15 protein-coding genes and 3 tRNA genes are annotated in these 21,321 nt (G+C 74.6%); 14 read left to right on the plus strand and 4 right to left on the minus strand.

From position 1 onward, the window contains the following. Nucleotides 1-136 precede the first annotated feature (136 nt). The 8 genes from ACZ6EG_RS03110 (at nt 137) to ACZ6EG_RS03145 (ending at nt 11,766) form a co-directional block, all read left to right on the plus strand. Complete coding sequence (locus tag ACZ6EG_RS03110) at nt 137-496, plus strand: CU044_2847 family protein (protein WP_391967891.1); 360 nt, start codon at nt 137-139, stop codon at nt 494-496. Beyond that, on the plus strand, nt 493-2,145 hold the full coding sequence (locus ACZ6EG_RS03115; RefSeq protein ID WP_469601045.1) for a VMAP-C domain-containing protein: 1,653 nt from the start codon (nt 493-495) through the stop codon (nt 2,143-2,145). Before ACZ6EG_RS03110 ends, ACZ6EG_RS03115 begins: the two co-directional genes overlap by 4 nt. A 138-nt stretch (nt 2,146-2,283) precedes the next feature. Further along, the gene (locus tag ACZ6EG_RS03120; RefSeq protein WP_391967893.1) at nt 2,284-3,309 is read left to right on the plus strand and encodes an AAA family ATPase; all 1,026 of its coding nucleotides are present in this window, start codon (nt 2,284-2,286) and stop codon (nt 3,307-3,309) included. Beyond that, nucleotides 3,309-7,895, plus strand: a complete 4,587-nt coding sequence (locus ACZ6EG_RS03125; protein ID WP_469601050.1) for an SAV_2336 N-terminal domain-related protein — start codon at nt 3,309-3,311, stop codon at nt 7,893-7,895. The genes ACZ6EG_RS03120 and ACZ6EG_RS03125 overlap by 1 nt, the downstream gene beginning before the upstream one ends. Before the next feature lie 169 nt (nt 7,896-8,064). After that, on the plus strand, nt 8,065-9,114 hold the full coding sequence (locus ACZ6EG_RS03130; RefSeq protein ID WP_356603137.1) for a rod shape-determining protein: 1,050 nt from the start codon (nt 8,065-8,067) through the stop codon (nt 9,112-9,114). Between the two features lie 79 nt (nt 9,115-9,193). Continuing rightward, the gene (locus ACZ6EG_RS03135; RefSeq protein ID WP_469601054.1) at nt 9,194-10,615 is read left to right on the plus strand and encodes a GAF domain-containing sensor histidine kinase; all 1,422 of its coding nucleotides are present in this window, start codon (nt 9,194-9,196) and stop codon (nt 10,613-10,615) included. Between the two features lie 194 nt (nt 10,616-10,809). Beyond that, complete coding sequence (locus ACZ6EG_RS03140; protein ID WP_469601057.1) at nt 10,810-11,544, plus strand: STAS domain-containing protein; 735 nt, start codon at nt 10,810-10,812, stop codon at nt 11,542-11,544. 63 nt (nt 11,545-11,607) lie between these two features. Beyond that, entirely contained in the window at nt 11,608-11,766 is a 159-nt protein-coding gene (locus ACZ6EG_RS03145) for a hypothetical protein (RefSeq protein WP_469601060.1), read from the plus strand. 47 nt (nt 11,767-11,813) lie between these two features. Here ACZ6EG_RS03145 and ACZ6EG_RS03150 read toward each other — a convergent pair. From ACZ6EG_RS03150 to ACZ6EG_RS03160, 3 genes are all read right to left on the minus strand, one after another. Beyond that, nucleotides 11,814-11,887: transfer RNA gene (locus ACZ6EG_RS03150), tRNA-Ile, on the minus strand. A 176-nt stretch (nt 11,888-12,063) separates the two neighbouring features. Continuing rightward, a tRNA-Asn gene (locus tag ACZ6EG_RS03155) sits at nt 12,064-12,136 on the minus strand. A gap of 5 nt (nt 12,137-12,141) precedes the next feature. After that, nucleotides 12,142-12,214: transfer RNA gene (locus ACZ6EG_RS03160), tRNA-Asn, on the minus strand. Nucleotides 12,215-12,352: 138 nt separating this feature from the next. On the opposite strand from ACZ6EG_RS03160, the gene ACZ6EG_RS03165 reads away from it, so the two are divergent. The 6 genes from ACZ6EG_RS03165 (at nt 12,353) to ACZ6EG_RS03190 (ending at nt 20,038) form a co-directional block, all read left to right on the plus strand. Next, on the plus strand, nt 12,353-12,667 hold the full coding sequence (locus tag ACZ6EG_RS03165; protein ID WP_356603145.1) for a YtxH domain-containing protein: 315 nt from the start codon (nt 12,353-12,355) through the stop codon (nt 12,665-12,667). A gap of 73 nt (nt 12,668-12,740) precedes the next feature. Then, a complete protein-coding gene (locus ACZ6EG_RS03170) occupies nt 12,741-14,195 on the plus strand; it encodes a xylulokinase (RefSeq protein WP_356603147.1) in 1,455 nt (484 codons plus the stop codon). A gap of 138 nt (nt 14,196-14,333) precedes the next feature. Continuing rightward, on the plus strand, nt 14,334-16,067 hold the full coding sequence (locus ACZ6EG_RS03175; protein ID WP_391967898.1) for an ABC transporter ATP-binding protein: 1,734 nt from the start codon (nt 14,334-14,336) through the stop codon (nt 16,065-16,067). Beyond that, nucleotides 16,067-17,995, plus strand: a complete 1,929-nt coding sequence (locus ACZ6EG_RS03180; RefSeq protein WP_469601065.1) for an ABC transporter ATP-binding protein — start codon at nt 16,067-16,069, stop codon at nt 17,993-17,995. Before ACZ6EG_RS03175 ends, ACZ6EG_RS03180 begins: the two co-directional genes overlap by 1 nt. 128 nt (nt 17,996-18,123) lie before the next feature. Then, nucleotides 18,124-19,620, plus strand: coding sequence for an APC family permease (locus tag ACZ6EG_RS03185; RefSeq protein ID WP_469601068.1), 1,497 nt, complete (start codon nt 18,124-18,126; stop codon nt 19,618-19,620). A gap of 1 nt (nt 19,621) precedes the next feature. Then, nucleotides 19,622-20,038, plus strand: a complete 417-nt coding sequence (locus ACZ6EG_RS03190; RefSeq protein WP_391967901.1) for a universal stress protein — start codon at nt 19,622-19,624, stop codon at nt 20,036-20,038. A 52-nt stretch (nt 20,039-20,090) separates the two neighbouring features. On the opposite strand, the gene ACZ6EG_RS03195 is transcribed toward ACZ6EG_RS03190, so the two are convergent. Continuing rightward, the gene (locus ACZ6EG_RS03195; RefSeq protein ID WP_391967902.1) at nt 20,091-21,245 is read right to left on the minus strand and encodes an RNA polymerase sigma factor; all 1,155 of its coding nucleotides are present in this window, start codon (nt 21,243-21,245) and stop codon (nt 20,091-20,093) included. Nucleotides 21,246-21,321: the final 76 nt, after the last annotated feature.

The raw sequence follows: 21,321 nt of genomic DNA on the forward strand, positions 1-21,321 counted from the left end.
GTGGCGGAATGGCGCCCTGGCGGGTTTCCGCCAGTCCGGGTCCGGACCGGCCGGGGACCGCGGGACACGCCCAAGTACCGTCCGTCACAATGGCATTCCGCACAGGTACGGACGGACACGGGGAGCGAGCGGCGCCATGGACGGGTTGGTCGAGTTCAGGACCGAGGACGGCGTGCACGTGGTCGTCGAGGGCGTCGAGGACGAGGACGGCGCACGGCTGGTCTCACGCGGCGACGGACCGGCTCGGGCGGCGCGCACCTTCGAGGACTCCCTGGACGGTGTGCGGGCCGCCGCCGCGTCCGCGTTGCGGGTCTTCCGCGACGGCTCGCTCAGACCCGACTCGGTGGAGCTGGAGTTCGGCGTCAAGCTGAGCGCGGAGGCCGGCGCGGTCATCGCCAAGGGCTCGGCGGAGGGGCACCTGGTGGTGCGGCTGAGCTGGTCGCCGGAGCCGTCGCCCACCCGCCCGCTGGGCCCGGACGCCGCCGGCCGGTCATGAGCGGTGCCGCCTGGCACGCCCGCGTCGCGTGCGGCAAGGAGGTCGGCGCGGGGTTCCTGGTCTCCGCCCGTCGGCTGCTCACCTGCGCCCATGTCGTCAGGTGGAGCGGGGACGCGGAGGTCACCGTCTCCTTCCCGGGCCGCCGGGAGCTGGGCGAGCTGTCCGCCACGGTCGCCGTGCACGGCGGCTGGCGGGGTGGCGCCGCCGACGTGGGCGACCTGGCCGTGCTGGAGCTGGACCGCGAGGTGCCGCTCAGCCCCGCCGCCTTCGCCCGCCCCGGCGCGGAGCGGACCGCGCCCGTCCCCGAACTGGTCGCCTACGGCTTTCCGAAGGGGTACGACGAGGGCATGCTCGCCTCCTACCGGGCCCTGCCCGGCCCGCTCATCTCGGACGAGTGGGTGCAGCTGGAGGCGCTCACGGGGCACGGGCAGCCGCTGGCCGCCGGGTTCAGCGGCGCGGCGGCGACCCTGGCCGACGGCACGGTCGTCGGCATGGTCTCGGCGGTCGCCGGCGCCAAGGACGTCCGCGTCGGCCGGATGCTGCCCGTCGAGGTCATGGCCCGCTACTGGCCTGAGCTGGGCGAGCTGGTACCCACGCCCGGGCACCGGGCGGACGCGCGCAGGCGCCTGTACGCGCTGGTGCGCCGGGCCGAGGAGACCGGCCTGACCTGCGACCCCGAGCGGCTCTACGTCTCCGCGATGGACGCCTTCGCGCCGCCGCCCCCGGAAGGCGGGTTCGCCTCGCTGCGGGAGGCCGCCGCCTACGTGCAGTGGGAGGTGCCCGAGCCGGACGCGGTGGCCCGGTTCACCGACCGGCTGGAGGCGCTGCTGCACGCCCCGCCGCCGCGCCCGGCGACCTGGTCGCCCATCGTCGTGGAGATCGACCACAGCGGTGCCGGCGCCGACCAGGTCACCGTCGAGGTGTCCGCCTACCGGGACGGGCAGCGCCGCCCCGTGGGCGCACGCCGGCTGGCCCGCGGCGCGGTGCGCTCCTTCGTGCAGGAGCGCATCGACGAGGCGTTCGCCCAGCTCGACCCGGGCGCCGAGGAGCTGCTCACCTTCGTGCTGCCGCGCGAGTGGCTGAACGAGCCGGTGGCGCACTGGGCGTGCAGCGAGGACGACCCCACGCCCCTGGGCTGCGCCTACCCGCTGGTGGTGACCGACCGCAACCGCCACCGCAGCGGACGCCTCCGCCACCAGCTGCGCAAGAAGTGGCGCAAGCTCGGCGTCAGCCCCGGCGGGACACTGCACCGCGTCGACTGCGGGGCCCGCGAGCGGCCGGCCGGACTGCGCAAGCGGCTGCGGGACGACGCCGAGCTGGCCGGCTTCGCCACCCCGCCCGGGGTGGCGCGCGAACACTTCGAGGTCGGTCTGCACGTTCCCGTCCCCGTACTGCTGTGGCCGCGCGCCGGGTGCCCCGGTGACGGGCACGACGGTCCCTGCTCCGGAACGGCCTTCCTCGACGAGCTGGCCGTCTCCGTGGCGGGCGTACCACCGTCCGAACTCCCCCGCCTGGTCATGGAGCTGCGCGAGACGGCGGACGCGGCCGAGGACCCGGACGGGCACTGGGCCAGGGACCTCCAGCTCCTGTGGGACGACCCCCGCTGCTTCGCCGAGCCCACGGCCCTGCTGCACTCGCCCGTCGGCTGACCGCCCGCCACCGCCCGCGCCACCCGGAAACGGCCCACCACCGTCCAGCCCCACACCGCACCGGACACCCCGCCGCCGTACCACCCACCGCACCGCCCGCCGAAGCCCCACCGCACCGATCGCTCGGAGTGAAGAACCATGCCCCTGTGGCCCGTCTACACCGGCGCGCCGGTCCCGCACGACGGCATCGCGCAGCTGCCCCCTCCCCCGCCCTGGCGGGCCTTCGACGGCCACCCCGTGCTCGACCCGCCGGACCCGGACGGCGACACCCCGGCCGCCTCGCCCGACCGGGTCCACCGCGCCGCCACCTACCAGGCCACCGAGGACACGGTGCAGCTGGTCAACGCGGCCCTGTACCTGCGGCGCCCGCTGCTGGTCACCGGCCCTCCCGGCACCGGGAAGTCGTCGCTCGCCTACGCCGTCGCCCGGGAACTGCGGCTCGGCCCGGTCCTCCGGTGGAACATCACCAGCCGCAGCACCCTCCACGACGGCCTCTACGCGTACGACCCGCTCTCCCGCCTGTACGCGGCGCACCAGGCGGCGGAACGGCCCGACGAACCGGCGGCCGGGGCCGGCATCGAGAACCACCTGCGCCTCGGACCGCTCGGCACCGCCCTCCTCCCCTACGCCCGCCCGCGCGCCCTGCTCATCGACGAGATCGACAAGAGCGACCTCGACCTGCCGAACGACCTGCTGCACGTCCTGGAGGAGGGCCAGTACGAGATCCCCGAACTCGTCCGGGCCTCCCGGGACACCCCCGGCGGACGGGCCGAGGTGCTGATCGACGGCACCGACCAGCGGGTGCCGGTCGAGCGGGGCCGGGTCCGCTGCCGGGCCTTCCCCTTCGTCGTCCTCACCAGCAACGGCGAACGCGAGTTCCCGCCCGCCTTCCTGCGCCGCTGCGTCTCGCTGCGCCTGCGGCAACCGGACGACGACCACCTCACCGAGATCGTCCGCGCCCACCTGGGCCAGCCCGACGCGTACGCGCAGCGGCTGATCGACCGGTTCCTGTCCCGGGTGGGCAGCGGTGAACTGGCCACGGACCAGCTCCTCAACGCGATCTACCTGGCCCGTTCCTCCGGTCTGGGCGCCGACTCCCTGGACGAGCTGGCGGAGCAGCTCATGCCGTACCTGGGCCGCTCGGCGCAGCCCGACGCGTTCTGATGCCCGCCGACCGTCCCGGGTCCCCGGCGCCCCTGCCCCGCCTGGCCGACATCCTCGGCCGGACGGACCCGGACGCGCGCCCGACCCCGCTGGAGCTGGCCGAAGTCCTCTGGCTGGCCGGGCAGATGGGCCCCGCCGGGACGGACGCGCCACTCCCGGGGGAGGAGGCGCGAGCCCCCGGGCCGACCCCGCCCGCGCCCCGGACGGCGCCGGAGCAGGACCAGCGGCGGCGGCAGGACCGCGCGCCCCGGCCCGGCCGGCCGGCCGAACCGGCCCCCGTGCCCGACACCCTCCGCACCCCGCTGCGCCTGCCCGCCCCGGCACCCGCCCCCGGGACCTCGGCGGCCGAACCGCACCGCGCCCTGCTGGCGCCCGCTCCGCCCATGCTGCGCCACCCCCTGGCCCTGCAACGCGCCCTGCGTCCGCTCAAGCGCCGCACCGACGCGCCGGTCGGCCACGAGGTGGACGAGGCGGCGACCGCCGACCGCCTCGCCCGGCTCGGCGCCGGCCCCCGGTGGTGGCTGCCGGTGCTGCGCCCCGTGCGGGAGCGCTGGCTGCGGCTGGACCTGGTGGCCGACGCGGGCCCCACGATGCCCGTCTGGCAGCCCCTCGTGCGCGAACTGCACGCCGCCCTGGTCCAGTCGGGCGTCTTCCGCACGGTCGCCCTGCACCGGGCCGACCCCGACGGCAGCGTCCGCGGCGGCGGCGCCGACACGCCCTCCGACGGCCGTACGGTCACCCTGCTGATCAGCGACTGCATGGGACCGCAGTGGCGCGAGGGCCCGGCCGGGACCCGCTGGTTCGACACGCTGCGCCGCTGGGCGCGCCGGACACCCCTGGCCGTACTCCAGCCGCTGCCGGAGCAGTTGTGGCGGGACACCGCCCTGCCCCCGGTCCCGGGCCGGCTGTCGGCGCCGCACCGGGCCGCGCCCAGCGCGTCGCTCACCTTCACGCCGTACGACGGCACCGCCCCCCGGGCGCCCGGGACGGCGGTGCACGTTCCCGTCCTGGAACCGGGGCCCGAATGGCTGGCCAACTGGGCCGCGCTGGTCGCCGGTCCGGGCGGCACGGCGTACCCGGCGGCCGCCGCCGCGCTGCACCGCCCCTTGCCGGCCGACGCCGACGACCGCACCGACGTCGGGCGCCTGTCCGCCGAGGAGCTGGTCCTGCGCTTTCGCGCGAGCGCGTCCCCGCCGGCCTTCCGGCTGGCCGGCCATCTGGCGCTCGGGCGTCCGGACCTGCCGGTGATGCGGTTGGTGCAGGCGGCCGTCGAACCGCACCCGCTGCCCCAGCACCTGGCCGAGGTGATCCTCAGCGGCCTGCTCACCACGGTCGCCGGGCCGCCCGGCTCCTACGCGTTCCGTCCCGGCGTGCGCGATCTGCTCCTGCGCGGGCTGCCCCGCACCGCCCGCAACCGCACCCACGACCTGCTGCTGCGCACCGGCGGGCTGATCGACGAGCGGGCGGGGCGGGCTCCCGGCGAGTTCCGCGCGCTGATCCCCGACCGGGACGGCACCGAACGGGCCGACGGCAAGCAGGCGTTCGCGGCCATCAGCCAGGAGAGCGCCCGGCAACTGGCCGCGCGGGAGCGGCCCCCGGCCCCGTCGCCCTTCCCCGCCGCGCTGGGCGCGCGCTACCGGCCGGTGCGGCGGCTGGCGCCGACCGGGAGGATGTGGCTGGCCGAGGACAACGAGACGAACCGGACGGTGACGATCCGGCTGCACGGCGCGAAGGACGGCCCCGCGGCACGCGAGGCGTTCCTCCGGGACGCCCGCCGCCTGACGGAGATCGCGCACCCGAACGTGGTGACCGTCCTGGACTGCGGCATCGAGGGCGACGTGCCGTACGTCGTCATGGAGCACCTCGACGGCATCGCGCTGAACACGCTCGCCCGGTCGGCCGGCCGGCGTCTGCCGCCGCCGCTGACGGTGTCGGTGGGCGCCCAGCTGGCACGGGGGCTGGCCGCCCTGCACGCGGCGGGCGTCACGCACGGCGGTCTGGAGGCGTCCAAGGTGGTCCTGCTGCCGGACGGCACGGCCCGGCTCAGCCTCTTCGCCCCGGGACGGACCTCCGGCCCGGCCGGACGCGCCGAGGACCTGCGGTCCCTGTGCGACGTCCTGCTGACGCTGACCTCCGGGACCTCGCACCTGGCCGTCCCGATCGACTCCCGCCGCCTCGACCGGCTGCCCGACGCCCTGCGCATCCACTACGCGCACGCCTTCGACCAGCTGATGTCCGCCTCGTCGGCGACCCGGGCCCGGGGCCTGGGGCTGCTCGCCGACCCGCACCTGCCGGCCCTGGCGGGCGAGGCGTACGCGCCGCGCCGCTACCACGCCCTCGGCCCCCTGCGGGTCGACCTCCCGCACGGCACGCCCGCGCTGGCGCCGGAGGTCCGCGCGCTGCTGGCCATGCTGCTGCTCAAGCACGGCCGCACGGTGACCCACGAGGAGCTGAGGTGGGGGTTGTGGGACCCGGGCGACGAGCCGCGCGACCCGAGGGGCGAGCTGACCCGGCTGGCGACGCGCCTGGCGGACGCGCTGGGCCCCGGCGTCCTGGCGACGTCCGCCCACGGGTACGCCCTGCACACCAGCGCCGACGACGTGGACGTGGTGCACTGCGACGAGTTGGTACGGCGCGCCGACGCGGCGCGGCTGTCGGGCGCGCTCACCGAGTCCCGCGCCCATGTCACGGGGGCGCTGGCCCTCTGGGAGGGCACCGAGCCCCTCGCCGACGTGCCCGGGCCCGCCGCCCGCACCGCCCGCACCCGCCTCACCCGGCTGCGCCTCGCGCTGTACACCAAGCGCGCCGAACTCGACCTGTCCCTCGGTGCGTACGACCGGGCCGCCACCGACCTGGCGGGCCTGCTGAGCGCCCATCCGCACCGCGAGGACTTCCGGCGCCTGTACATGATCGCGCTGCGTCGCCAGGGGCGGGGCGAGGAGGCCCTGGAGGTGTACGAGGAGTACGAGCTGACCGGGGGGCGGAGCCCGGCCCTGACGGCGCTGGGCCGGGAGCTGCGCGAGGAGCACGCCGGCCCGGTGGACGACGCCCCGTGGCAGGCGTACGAGGCCCCGTCCGCGTCGGACGGCGCCGTCTCCGCGCCGGACGAGCTGCCGGAGGGCCCCTTCCTCACGGAGGACGACCTGTGGACGCCCCTGTCGGGGGAGCGGGAGGGCCCGACCGAGGAGGAGGCGGAGACGGCCGAGGCGCTCGCCGGGAGCGCGCCGTGGGGGGACGGGCCCCCTTCCGATGCGGGGCTGGGCCCCGGGGACGCCCTGGAGCGGACGGAGACCCTGGCGGCGGTCGCGGCGGCGGACCTCGACGAGGACGACGACGCCGGCTTCGACACCGACTACCGCGACTGCGCCCGCTACACGCTCGTCGGCGGCACCCTCGACGACGAGGCGCGCGCCGCCCTGCGACGCGTGGTCACCCGTCTGCTGACGGACAGCGGGCTCGAAACCGCCGCCTACGAGATCCACGACGGCCCCGACGGCGTCCTCGTGCTGCTGGAGCCGCGGACGGCGGCCGCCGGCCTGCTCAGGGCCACCCTGGAGGGGCTCCCGGGGCAGCCGGCGCGCGCGGGGGGTCCGCGGCTGCGGGCCGAGTTCTGGCAGGTGGAGTTCTCGGTGGACGGCAACGGCGAGGAGCAGGTCTTCCGCGCCGACCCCGAGTCGGTCGACGCCGTGTGGGGGGCCTCCGGTGCCCCGGCCGTCGTCGCCGTCTCGGACGCGTTCTACTACGACGAGGTGGACGAGGAGGGGCAGGACGGCCCCGCGTTCCCCCCGGACCTGTTCCGGCCGCTGGACGACGGCACGGGCTGGTACCACCTGGTCGAGGGGGCCGGTTCCGGCGCCCCGAGCCGTGCCCGGGCGCGCCGCCCGGCCTCCGCCGCGGACCTGGTCGCCGGCGCCCGCTGCGTCCTCCTCGGCTTCGACGACGTACTGGCCCGGCTCTACCGGCCCGCCGCGGAACGGGAGGTGATGCTGGACATCGCCCGGCTCCTGGTCGAGGAGCGCGATCCCGGGGACGCGCTGGCCGGGGTGCCGCTGCCCCGCGTCACGTCGCAGGGGTACGCCGGCACCCTCGACTTCGTCCGGGCGCTCGCCGGGCACCGGCTCGCCGGTGACGTGCGGCTGCGGCTCGACCGGCACGAGGCGCGGGCGGCGCGCACCGCGCGGCCCACCCCGCTCGCCGACCGGCTGGTCCGGACCCTGCACGTCCGCGGGGTGCCCGTGGCCGTGGTGACCGACCGGGCCCCCGGCCCCGTCACCGCCCATCTGCGGCGGCGGGGCCTGCTGGACGCTCTGCCGGGCGGCGTCCACGGCCGCGACGCCGACCTGACCCGCCTCATGCCCGACCCGGACGTCCTGCACCGGGCCCTGGAGCGGTTCGACGTCGCGCCCGGCGCGTGCGTGCTGGTCGGCTCCTCCACCGCCGAACAGTCCGCCGCCCGCGCGGCCGGCATGCCGTTCATCGGGTACTGGCGCGGCGAGCGGGTCCGGCGGGACCTGCGCGCGGCGGACGACGGCGTCTTCCTCGTGACGGACCTGCGTCCGCTGCTCACCGCCGTGGAGGACACCTGAGCGCACGCCCCTTCGGGGGCGCACCGCCCGGCCGGACCGCCCGCACCCCCCGTTCAGCGGCCCCCCGCCCGGCCCCCTCCAGAAGGCGCCCGCCCCGGGCCCAGCACACGATGCCTAGGAGGCCGGCCGCCGGGCGGCCCTCCGGTCCGCGCTCTCGGGAGGATCTGCCATGACCGCCAGTACCGCCAGTCTGGAGCAGCTGCGCCGCTGCCACTTCGCCGTCGACCTGGGCGCGGCGCGGACCCGCGTGTACGTGAAGGGTGTCGGGCTGGTCGTGGACCAGCCGTCCGCCGCCGCGGTCAACACCCGCACCGGCGCGCTCATCGCGGTCGGCGAGTTCGCGGAGAAGATGACCGGACGCACCCCCGGCTACATCCGCGTGGTGCGGCCGGTGTCCGGGGGCACGGTCGTCGACATCGAGATGGCCCAGCGCATGCTGCGGCACCTGCTCGGTGACAAGATCCGCCGCGCCCTGCGCCGCAAGCCCCGGCTGCGCGCCGCCGCCTGCACCCCGCACGACGCGGATCCGCTGGCCCAGCGGGCGGCGATCGAGACCCTGGTGGGGCTCGGGGCCCGCCGGGTGGAACTCGTCGACACGCTGATCGCCGCGGCGGTCGGCTGCGGACTGCCGGTGGAGCAGCCCGAGGCGACCATGATCATGGTGTGCGGGGCGCACGCCACGCAGGTCGCGGTGCTCTCCCTCGGCTCGATCGTGACCGCCGCGCGCATCCCGGTCGGCGGTGAGGCCGTCGACCACGCGATCGTGCAGCTCCTGCGCCACCAGCACGAGCTGGTGCTGCCCAGCCAGTCCGTACGCCCGCTCCAGCTCGCCCTGTCCGGCAACGGGCTGACCCCGCAGGGGCCGGCGTCCACCGAGATCCACGGACGGGACGTGGCGACCGGGCTGGCGCGCAGTGTGCTGGTCGACACCGCCACCGTGCGCAACGCCATCCAGACGCCGCTGACGGGCGTGCTCGACGGGATCGGCAAGGTGCTGCGGGACTGCCCGCCGGACCTGGTCGCGGACCTCGCCGACCGCGGGATCATGATGGTGGGCGGCAGCGCCCTGCTCCCCGGCTTCGACCAGATGCTCCGGCAGGCCACGGGCATGCCGGTGCACATCGCGGAGCGGCCGGACGTGTGCGCGGTGCAGGGCCTCGGCACCATGCTGGAGGGCCGCGTCGAGCCGCTGTCGCTGACCCCGGTGTCGACCGACTGACCCCCCGCCGAAACGGCCGCGGAAGCCGGTGGCACCGGCGGGTCCGCGGCGATCCGCGAGAGCGAGGAAGCCGGACGGCATGAGCGCCCAGTCCGCGCCCCGGTCGACCCGCCTCCTGGAGGTGGTCCTGGGGATCGGCGCCGACCTCGATCTGCGCGGCACCCTCCAGCACCTCGTGGACGGCGCCGCCGAGCTGACCGGCGCCTCCGCGACCCTGGTCACCACCGATCCGGGCCGGGACGGCCTCACCGCGATCCGCGCCCCGGGCCGGGACGGCGCACCGGAGCCGGCGCCGCCGCTGCGGGTCCCGATCCACGTGGGGGGCGAGGAGTTCGGCGAGCTGCGCCTGGCCGGACGGGCCGGCGGTGACCCGTTCACGGCCGAGGACGAGCAGGTGCTGCGGGTCCTGGCCGCGCAGGCCGGCATCGCGATCGGCAACGCCCGGCTGTACGAGACGGCCCGGCAGCGCGAGCGCTGGATCGAGGGCGCGGCGGCCGTCACCACCGCGCTGCTCACCGAGGAGAGCGCCGACGACGCGCTGACGACGGTCGCCGAACGGGCCCGGATGCTGGCCGACGCCAGTGCGGGCGTGATCCTCCAGCCGACCGCCGAGGGCGGCATGGAGATCGTGACGGCCTCCACGTCCGACGACCCGGACGGCATCGTCGGCGCGACCATCGCGCCGGGCAGTCCCGTCCTGGAGCAGCTGCTGGGCGGCGAACCGGTGTTCGTCACGGACTCGGCGACCGATCCCCGCATGACGACGCACGTACGGCACCGGTTCGGGCCGAGCATGATGCTGCCCCTGCGGGCGAGCGGCCGGCTGATCGGCACCCTCGCCCTGCCCCGCCGTCGCGGCGCGCGGCCGTACACGGCCGTCGAGCGGCTGCTCGCGACCCAGTTCGCCTCCCAGGCCGCGCTCGCCCTCGTCCTCGCCGACGCCCGGCGCGGCCGGGAGCGTCTCGCGGTCTACGAGGACCGGGACCGGATCGCCCGGGACCTGCACGACCTGGTGGTGCAGCGGCTGTTCGCCACCGGCATGATGCTGGAGTCCACCCGGCGGCGCCCCGGCGCCGAGGAGGTCGGTGACGTCCTCGACCGGGCGGTGGACGAGCTGCGGTCCACCGTCCAGGAGGTCCGTACGACGATCTTCGCGTTGCAGCAGCCCCCGGCCGACCCGCCGACCGGCCTGCGCGGCCGGGTCCTGCGCGAGACCGGGTCCGCCGCCGCCGTCCTCGGTTTCCCGCCGTCCACGCACTTCGCGGGCACCGTCGACACCCGCGTGCCGGACCCGGTCGCGGACCGCCTGCTCACCGCCCTGCGCCAGGCACTGGCCGACGCGGCCGGCCGGCCGGGCGTCTCCCGGATCGAGGTCACCGTCGAGGCGACCACCGCCGGAGGGGACGGCCGGGGCGAAGTACGGCTGACCGTCTCCGCCGACGGCGGGGCCGACGGCCACGGCGTCGAGGGGACGACGTTCAGGTGGGGGGCCTCGCTGTGAGCACGGCGGGAGCCGGGCGCGATCCGCGGTGGCGCCTTTGCCCGTCGATGGGCCCCTCATGCCCCGGCGGAGGGTGTACCGCGCCGGACGGCGGGCAGGCGCACCGACAGCGCCGTCGGAACGGACGGCCCACGGGGGCTGCGTGACGTTGCGACGTCTGTCAGAAGATCGACGAGGACGGACAAGGCGGTGACATGACCCCAGCGGCACCACCACGTCTGGCGGGGCAGCCGGCCACCCTGGTCATCGACGGCCGGGTGGAGACCGGTCGGGCGGTGCTCCTGCCGAGGGGAGAACTCGTCCACGGGTGCGCGGACATCCTGGCCGAGGCCCTGGCGACCCTGCCGGCGGACATCGAGCGGGTCGAAGTGGACATGGCCGGTGTGGTGTTCATGGACACGGCGGGCCTGGAGTTCCTGGACATCCTCGGCGGCCACGGCCGCCGGCAGGCGGTGCCGGTGACGACCGCGAACTGGCGCGGTCAGCCGCTGCGCATCCTGGAGCTGGCCGGACTCGACCCCGCCGACCCCCTGCGCACCGACCGCCCGCGCACCGCCGGGCACCCGTCGGCGCCGACGGCCGGGCTGCCGGCCGGCCGGCAGCCGGGACCCGAGTCGGCCCCGGCGCCCTCGGCTGTGGCGGCGGAGCGCTCGGAGCGGCTGCGCGTCCTCCAGGAGGAGGTGGCGCAACTGCGCCGGGCGATCGCCTCCCGCCCGGTCATCGACCAGGCGCGGGGGGTGCTCATGGCGCTGCACGCCTGTACGTCGGACGAGGCGTGGCACATCCTGCGGGAGGCCTCCCAGCTCTCCAACACCAAGCTGCGCACGGTGGCCGCGGCGGTCACCGCCAGCGCGGAGAGCGACGGCCCGGCGCCGCCGGCGGAGGTGCGCTCGGCCCTGCGGACGGCCCTGGGCCGGCTCGGACGCTGAGACCGCGCCCACGGGGGTACCCGGGTCCGGCCGGACGACCCCGTACGCACCAGGAGGCGCATGATGAGCGAGCAGACCCCGTCCCAGGCGGAGGGCGAACGCGACGACGAGCGGGACACCCCGGACCCGCCCCACACCACTCCCTCCCAGGCGGAGGGCGAGCGCGACGACGAGGACGGCGTCGAGGACACCGTCGACCCGGGCGACGCGAAAGGCCGGTGAACCGGCGGCGCCACCGGCCAGAAGGTTTCTGCAGAGGTGGCGCGAAGTGGGGCGGGTGGGACTCGAACCCACGGCCGACGGATTATGAGTCCGCTGCTCTAACCGGCTGAGCTACCGCCCCATAACGGCGTGTCGCGTACACGTGTGCGCGCCGTCTGCCGCAGCATAGCCGCTCATACGATCTCCTGCCTCGGATGGTCGGCTACCGCGACGCCTTCATGACCTTGAGGACTCCGCAGCGTGCCGCGCGGTTCCCGGACATGAAAAAGGACCCCGGAAGGGGTCCTCGTTCATCTGCTCCCCCGACTGGACTCGAACCAGTAACCTGCCGGTTAACAGCCGGCTGCTCTGCCAATTGAGCTACGGAGGACCGAGCTCCCCCGACTGGACTCGAACCAGTAACCTGCCGGTTAACAGCCGGCTGCTCTGCCAATTGAGCTACGGAGGAATGCCTCGTTGCATCGAACGTGCCTGCCTGGGTATTCGCCAGAAGGCGCGCGCTCGCTGCGACACATACATTAGCGCAAGCAGGGGGGTGCTCCGCCAATCGGTACTCCCCGGCGCCTCGGAGCCAGTCAAAGGAAGGGTGACCGCCATGCGTTACCGGCTCACGTTCGTCGTCGGACTCGCGGTGGGATACGTGCTGGGCACGAAGGCCGGACGGGAGCGTTACGAGCAGTTGCGCAAGTCCGCCCGCCAGGTCGCGCAGAACCCCGCCGTGCGCAACACCGCCGAGACCGCCGCCCAGCAGGGCAGGCACTTCGCCGACAAGGCGTACCACGTGGTCAGCGACAAGGTCGGGGACCGGATGCCCGACTCGGTGGCCCAGCGGGTCCGCTCGCTGCGGGACCGCAACTCCAACGGCAGCGCCGCGGACGACTGGGGCACCAGCAACACCTGAGGCGGGTGCTCCCGGTGGGTCCCGTGCCCCCACCGGGTACGGGCGGCTCTCCCGGTGCGGCAGAATTTCGCACATGGGGATAGTCGCCGGGTTGGACAGTTCGCCCGATTTCACTCGTATCGTCGTCTGCGATTCGGACACGGGGGCCGTGCTGCGGCAGGGCTACGCCCCTCATCCGGTGGAGAGCCCCGAGGGCGGTGGCCGTCCCGCGGACGTCGATCCGCAGGCCTGGCTGCTGTCCCTCGGGGAGGCCGCCGGCGGCGGCCTGCTGGAGGGCGTGCAGGCCATCGGCGTCTCCGCGCAGGCGAACTCGGTCGTGCCGCTCGACTCACAGGGCAACACCGTGCGCCCCGCCATGGTGGGCGGCGACAAGCGCTCCCAGGTGGCGGCGGCCGACCTGATCGACGCCCTCGGCGGACGCGAGGCCTGGGCCCAGTCCGTGGGTTCGGTGCCGCAGGCCGCACAGCCGGTGACCAAGCTGCGCTGGCTGGCCCGTACCGAGCCCGAGGCCGCCGCCCGCACCGCCGTACTGATGCAGGCCCACGACTGGCTGGTGTGGCAGCTGCTCGGCCGGCCGGCCCGCCGGACCACCGACCGGGGCGGGGCCTCCGGCACCGGGTACTGGTCGGCGGCGACCGGCGGGTACCGGCCGGACCTGGTCGAGCTGGCCCTCGGGCACCAGGCGATGCTGCCGGAGGTGATCGGCCCGGCCGACGCGGCCGGTACGACACCGGAGGGGCTGCTGATCTCCGCAGGGACCGGCGAGACGCAGGCCGCCGCCTTCGGGCTCGGGATCGGCCTCGGTGACGCGGTGGTGTCGCTGGGCGCGTCCGGGTCCGTGATGGCCGTGCACACCGAACCGCTCGTCGACCAGTCCGGGATGATCACCGCCCTGGCCGACGCCACGGGCATGCACCTGCCGGTCGTCACCACCCTGAACGCCGTACGGACCCTGCGGGGCGCCGCCGAGCTGCTCGGCGTCCCGGACCTGGAGAGCCTGTCCGAGCTGGCGATGAAGTCGACGCCGGGCGCGCACGGGCTGGTGCTGCTGCCCTACCTGGAGGGCGAGCGGACGCCGAACCTGCCGCACACCGCCGGCACGCTGGCCGGCCTCAGGCGCGAGTCGATGCGGCCCGAGCACCTGGCGCGGGCCGCGTTCGAGGGGATGCTGTGCGGTCTCGCCGACGCCCTCGACGTGCTGCGCGGCCGTGGCGTGGACGTGCGCCGGGTCTTCCTGCTGGGCGCGGCGGCCGAGCTGCCGGCCGTGCAGGCGGCGGCACCGGCGCTGTTCGGGACGCAGGTCGTGGTGCCGCAGCCGGCCGACTACGCCGCGATCGGCTCGGCCCGGCAGGCGGCGTGGGCCCTGGGCGTCTCCCGGGGCACGCTGGACCCGCGTACTCCGCCCGTCTGGCAGGGCGCGGTCGCGCAGGTGCTGGAGCCGGGCGAGGAGCTGGCGGTGGGACAGGCGGTGCGTCAGCAGTTCGTGTCGGTGCGGGAGCAGACGCATCCGGGCGCGCTGCGCGGCTGAGGCGCGGTGCGCTCACCGCTCGTAGGCCGGAACTTGGCGCGCTCTTGGGTTAATCGGTTGAGGTAACGCGGGTGGGGTGTCCGACGATAGGGGCCAGGGGCAACCACCGTCCCCGTCGCCGACCCCGAGAGACCCAGCGTGCTCATACGACTCCTGCGGACCTACCTCAGGCCCTACCGGAAACCCATCGCCCTGCTGGTGGCGCTGCAGTTCCTGCAGACCTGCGCCTCCCTGTACCTGCCGACCCTGAACGCGGACATCATCGACGACGGCGTCGTCAAGGGTGACTCCGGCTACATCCTGAGCTACGGCGCCCTGATGATCGGCATCTCGCTGGCCCAGGTGGTGTGCAACGTCGGGGCGGTCTACTACGGCGCCCGCACCGCCGCCGCGCTCGGCCGGGACGTGCGGGGCGCGGTCTTCGACCGGGTGCAGTCCTTCTCGGCCCGCGAGCTGGGCGACTTCGGCGCGCCCTCGCTGATCACCCGGACGACCAACGACGTGCAGCAGGTCCAGATGCTGGCCCTGATGACGTTCACCCTGATGGTGTCGGCGCCCATCATGTGCGTCGGCGGCATCGTGATGGCGCTCGGCCTGGACGTGCCGCTGTCCGGGGTGCTGGTGGCGGTCGTGCCGGTGCTGGCGGTCTGCGTCACGCTGATCGTGCGGCGGCTGCGGCCGCTGTTCCGTGCCATGCAGGAGCGGCTGGACACGGTGAACCGGGTGCTGCGCGAGCAGATCACCGGCAACCGCGTCATCCGCGCCTTCGTGCGGGACGAGTACGAGCAGCGGCGCTTCCGCAAGGCCAACACGGACCTCACGGACGTGGCGCTGGGCACCGGCAACCTGCTCGCGCTGATGTTCCCGGTGGTCATGACGGTGGTGAACCTGTCGTCCGTCGCGGTGGTGTGGTTCGGCGCCCACCGGATCGAGAGCGGCGGGATGCAGATCGGCGACCTGACCGCGTTCCTCGCCTACCTGATGCAGATCGTCATGTCCGTGATGATGGCCACCTTCATGTTCATGATGGTGCCGCGCGCGGAGGTGTGCGCCGAGCGCATCCAGGAGGTCCTGGAGACCGAGAGCAGCGTGGTCCCGCCGCTGGCGCCGGTCACCGAGCTGCGCCGGCACGGCCACCTGGAGCTGCGCGGCGCCGGCTTCCGCTACCCGGGGGCCGAGGAGCCGGTGCTCAGGAACATCGAGCTGGTGGCCCGGCCGGGCGAGACCACCGCCGTCATCGGCTCGACCGGCAGCGGCAAGTCCACGCTGCTGGGGCTGGTCCCCCGGCTCTTCGACGCCACCGAGGGCGAGGTGCTGGTCGACGGGGTGGACGTGCGGACCGTCGACCCGAAGGTGCTGGCCAGGGTGGTGGGGCTGGTCCCGCAGAAGCCGTACCTCTTCGCGGGCACGGTCGCGAGCAACCTGCGCTACGGCAATCCGGACGCCACGGACGAGGAGCTGTGGCACGCGCTGGAGGTGGCGCAGGCCCGGGAGTTCGTCTCCGGTCTGGAGGGCGGGCTCGAGGCGCCGATCGCGCAGGGCGGCACGAACGTGTCGGGTGGCCAGCGGCAGCGGCTCGCCATCGCGCGCACCCTCGTGCAGCGTCCGGAGATCTACCTCTTCGACGACTCCTTCTCCGCCCTCGACTACGCCACCGACGCCGCGCTCCGTGCCGGGCTGGGCCGGGAGACGGCCGGGGCGACGGTGGTGATCGTGGCGCAGCGGGTGGCGACCATCCGGGAGGCGGACCGGATCATCGTGCTGGACGAGGGGCGGGTGGTCGGCGCGGGCCGGCACCACGAACTGATGGCGGACAACGAGACCTACCGGGAGATCGTGCTCTCCCAGCTGACGGAAGCGGAGGCTGCCTGATGGCGGGGCCTGCGGGGCGCATGATGGCCGGGGGCGGCCCGGACCAGCGTTCGATGGACTTCAAGGGGTCCGGCAGACGGCTCGTCGCCCGGTTCCGGCCGGAGCGGGCGACGCTCTGGGCGCTGCTGGCCTGCCTGGTGGTGAGCGTCGGCCTCAGCGTGGCCGGGCCGAAGATCCTCGGCCGCGCCACCGACCTGGTCTTCGCGGGCGTCGTGGGGCGGGACATGCCGTCCGGGGCCACGAAGGAGCAGGTCCTGGCATCGATGCGGGAGCGCGGGGACGGCAACGTCGCGGACATGCTCCGCAGCACGGACTTCACGCCGGGCCGGGGCATCGACTTCGCCGCCGTGGGCGAGGTGCTGCTGCTGGCCCTCGCGGTGTTCGGCGTGGCGGGGCTGCTGATGGCGGTGGCCACCCGGCTGGTGAACCGGGCGGTCAACCGCACGGTGTTCCGGCTGCGCGAGGACGTGCAGACGAAGCTGTCCCGGCTGCCGCTGTCGTACTTCGACGAGCGGCAGCGCGGCGAGGTGCTCTCCCGCGCCACCAACGACATCGACAACGTCGGGCAGACGCTCCAGCAGTCGATGGGCCAGCTGATCAACTCGTTGCTGACCATCATCGGCGTGCTGGCGATGATGTTCTGGGTCTCCTGGATCCTGGCGCTGGTGGCGCTGGTGACCGTGCCGCTGTCCTTCGTGGTGGCCACCCGGGTGGGCAAGCGGTCGCAGCCGCAGTTCGTGCAGCAGTGGCGCTCGACGGGCCGGCTCAACGCGCACATCGAGGAGATGTACACCGGGCACGCGCTGGTGAAGGTGTTCGGACGCCAGGAGGAGTCGGCGCGGCAGTTCGCCGAGCAGAACGAGGCGCTGTACGAGGCCGGGTTCAGGGCGCAGTTCAACAGCGGGATCATGCAGCCCCTGATGGTGTTCCTGTCCAACCTGAACTACGTGCTCGTCGCGGTGGTCGGCGGTCTGCGGGTCGCCTCCGGTTCGCTGTCCATCGGTGACGTGCAGGCCTTCATCCAGTACTCCCGGCAGTTCTCGATGCCGCTGACGCAGGTCGCCTCGATGGCGAACCTGGTGCAGTCGGGCGTGGCGTCGGCGGAGCGGATCTTCGAGCTGCTGGACGCCGAGGAGCAGTCGGCGGACCCGATCGCGGGCGCTCGGCCCGAGGAGCTGCGCGGGCGGGTGGCGCTGGAGCGGGTGTCGTTCCGCTACGACCCCGCGAAGCCGCTGATCGAGGACCTGTCGCTGAAGGTGGAGCCGGGGCAGACGGTCGCCATCGTCGGTCCCACGGGCGCCGGGAAGACGACCCTCGTGAACCTGCTGATGCGGTTCTACGAGGTGTCCGGCGGGCGGATCACCCTGGACGGTGTGGACATCGCGGCGATGTCCCGGGACGAGCTGCGGTCCGGTATCGGCATGGTGCTCCAGGACACCTGGCTGTTCGGCGGCACCATCGCGGAGAACATCGCCTACGGGGCGTCCCGGGAGGTCACCCGCGGGGAGATCGAGGAGGCGGCGCGGGCCGCGCACGCCGACCGGTTCGTACGGACGCTGCCCGACGGCTACGACACCGTCCTCGACGACGAGGGCACGGGGGTGAGCGCCGGCGAGAAGCAGCTGATCACCATCGCCCGGGCCTTCCTGTCCGACCCGGTGATCCTGGTCCTGGACGAGGCGACGTCGTCCGTGGACACCCGGACCGAGGTGTTGATCCAGAAGGCGATGGCCAAGCTGGCGCACGGACGGACCTCGTTCGTGATCGCGCACCGGCTGTCGACCATCCGGGACGCGGACACCATCCTGGTGATGGAGGACGGGGCGATCGTGGAGCAGGGGGCGCACGCCGACCTGCTCGCGACGGACGGGGCGTATGCGCGGCTGTACCGGGCGCAGTTCGCGCAGGCGGTGGCCGAGGTGGAGTAGCCGCCGGGGAGGTCTGCCGGTGCCCGGGGGCGTCGTCCCGGATGTGAACTGCCGTCGACCGGCTCATATTGGTGGGGGCGGGACGAGTCCCTCGTCCCGCCGACGCCCGTACACCGGAGCGAGGGGCCATGGCCACCACCACCGAGGGAGACCCCGGCCGTCCGGCCGGTCTGAAGGCCGACGCGATCGGGTTCGTGGACGCGCTGGTCATCGGACTCAACGCGACCTCCCCGGCGTACTCGCTGGCGGCGGTCATCGGCCCGGTCGTGGCGCTCGTCGGTATCTACGCGCCCGGCGTGATGTTCGCGTCCTTCGTCCCCATGCTGCTGATCGCCTCGGCGTTCTACCACCTCAACCGGGTCGACCAGGACTGCGGGACGACCTTCTCCTGGGTCACCCGGGCGATGGGGCCGTGGGCCGGGTGGCTCGGCGGCTGGGCCATCGCCATGACCGGCGTCCTGGTCGTCGGGTCGCTCGCGGACGTCGCCGTCACCTTCGGCCTGCTCACCGTGGGGCTGGACGGCTGGGCCGAGAACGAGGTCGTGCGCCAGCTGCTCACCGTGCTGCTGATCCTCGTGATGACGGGGCTGTGCGTGATCGGCACCGAGCTGTCGGCGCGGGTGCAGAACGTGCTGATCCTGGCACAGGTCGCCTGTCTGCTCGTCTTCGCGGTGGTGGCGCTGTACCGCGTGTACGCGGACACGGGCACCCTCGCCTCCGCCCGGCCGTCGGCGGAGTGGCTCAACCCCTTCGGGTCCGGCGGCGCGCCGCTGACCGCGGCCCTGCTGCTGGGGGTGTTCATCTACTGGGGCTGGGAGTCGGCGGTCAACCTCACCGAGGAGACCAGGGACTCGGCCTCCGCGCCCGGCCGGGCCGCCGTCTGGTCGACGATCGTGCTGCTGGTGACCTATGTATCGGTCGGCTTCGCGGTGGTGGCCTACGCGGGTCCGCTGTTCCTCGCCGAGAACGCGGGCGAGGAGGAGTTCGTCTTCGCCCTGCTGGCCGGGGAGGCCATGGGCGGCTGGGACTGGGTGGTGCTGCTGGCGGTGTCCACGTCCGCGCTGGCCTCCACCCAGACGACGATCATCCCCGCCTCGCGGACCGCGCTGTCCATGGCCCGCCGGCGGGCACTGCCCGCCCGCTTCGGCCGGGTCCACCCCCGCTACCGGACGCCCGACGTCAGCACCTGGTGGGTGGCCGGCATCGCCATCGTCTGGTACCTGGTCGTCCGGCAGATCAGCGAGAACGCGCTCTTCGACTCCCTCACGGCGCTGTCGCTGCTGATCGCGTTCTACTACGCCCTGACGGGCATCGCCTGCGCGGTGTACTACCGGCGCCGGCTCACCGAGAGCGTGCGCAACCTGCTGCTGATCGGGCTCGGGCCGCTGGTCGGGGCGGGGCTGCTCAGCTGGCTGCTGGTGGAGTCCGTGATCGACATGGCCGACCCCGCCAACTCCTACAGCGGGGTGTCCTGGCTGGGGCTCGGTCCCCCGCTGGTCATCGGCATCGGCATCGCCCTGGTCGGGGTGGTCGTGATGCTCGTGTGGCGGTTCGTGTCACCGGCGTTCTGGTCGGAGCGCCCCGGTGTGGCGGGTCCGGAGCCCCTGAAGGACAAGGAGACGTGAGATGTCGGTCGTCCTCGGGTACGACGAGTCCGCCGGCGCCGTCCGCGCCCTGCGCGTCGCGGTGGAGGTGTCGGCCGCGTTCGGCGAGCCGCTGGTGCTCGTCTACGGTGCCGCCGCGCCCGGTGGCATGGGTGAGGAGTACGGCTCCCACCACGAGGCCCTGGTGGAGGCGGGCCGTACCGCGCTCCGGCACGCCGTCGAGGCGGCCGACGAGGCGGGGGTGCCGACCACCGTCGAGATCATCGACGAGAAGCCCGCACAGGCCCTGATCACCGCGGCCGCCCGGCACGCGGCCCGGGTCATCGTGGTGGGCAGCTGGGGCGAGAGCCCGATGCGCGGGGCGCTGCTGGGCTCCACCCCGCACAAGCTGCTGCACCTGTCCCCCGTGCCGGTGCTGTGCGTGCCGACCGAGGGCTGAGGCGTCCGCCCCGCGCCCGGCCGGTGCGGGGAGCGGCCGGTGCGGGGAGCGGTCAGTCCAGGTATCCGCGCAGTTGGTCCGCGTAGGCGTGGTCGCGGAGCTTGTTGAGGGTCTTGGACTCGATCTGGCGTATCCGCTCCCGGGTCACGCCGAAGAGGCGGCCGATCTCCTCCAGGGTGCGGGGGCGGCCGTCGGCCAGGCCGTAGCGGAGCTGGACGACCTTGCGTTCGCGTTCGCCGAGGGTGGAGAGCACCGCGTCCAGGTGCTGGCGCAGCAGCAGGAACGCGGCCGACTCGACGGGGCTGGCGGCGTCGCCGTCCTCGATGAGGTCGCCGAGGGCGACGTCGTCCTCCTCGCCGACGGGGGCGTGCAGGGAGACCGGTTCCTGGGCGAGGCGCAGCACCTCGCCGACCCGCTCGGGTGCCAGGTCGAGGTGGGCGGCGACCTCCTGCGGGGTCGGTTCACAGCCGCGTTCCTGGAGCATGCGGCGCTGGACGCGGACGACCCGGTTGATGAGTTCGACGACGTGGACGGGGACCCGGATGGTGCGGGCCTGGTCGGCGAGGGCGCGGGACATGGCCTGGCGGATCCACCAGGTGGCGTAGGTGGAGAACTTGTAGCCGCGCGCGTAGTCGAACTTCTCCACGGCCCGGATCAGGCCCAGGTTCCCCTCCTGGACCAGGTCGAGCATGGTCAGGCCGCGACCGACGTACCGCTTGGCCACCGACACCACGAGCCGCAGGTTCGCCTCGATCAGGCGGCGCTTGGCGACGCGGCCCCGCACGACGAGCCGGTCGAGGTCCAGGGCGAGCCGGCTGTCGAGGTCGGTGGCGAGCCGCAGCTTCTCCTCGGCGAACAGCCCGGCCTCCACGCGCCGGGCGAGGTCGACCTCCTCGGCCGCGGTGAGCAGCGGGATGCGGCCGATCTCCCGCAGGTACTGGCGGAACAGGTCCGAGGAGGGCCCGCCGGTCTCGGTGCGGGTCGGCGGGGGCGGCTCGGGGGCGTCGGCGGGGTCGGGGGTGTCGGCGGGGTCGCCGGGGTGCTCGGACGCCGTGGGGGCGTCCGCCGGGAGCGGGTCGTCGGACCCGTCGCCGGGGTCGTGCACGGCGCGGTGGAGCGGGGGCGTCGCGACGAGGACGCCGCTCTCCGCGTCCGGCTCCGCGCCGTCGGTACCGGTGTCGGTCTGGGTGAGGGTCTGGGTCTGCACGGGGGCGACCTCCAGGATGGACGCGGTCGGCGGGGGCCGGCAGCGGTACTTCGGGGGCGGAGCCGGCTCGCTCGCC

This window comes from Streptomyces sp. NPDC041968 (genome assembly GCF_055589025.1).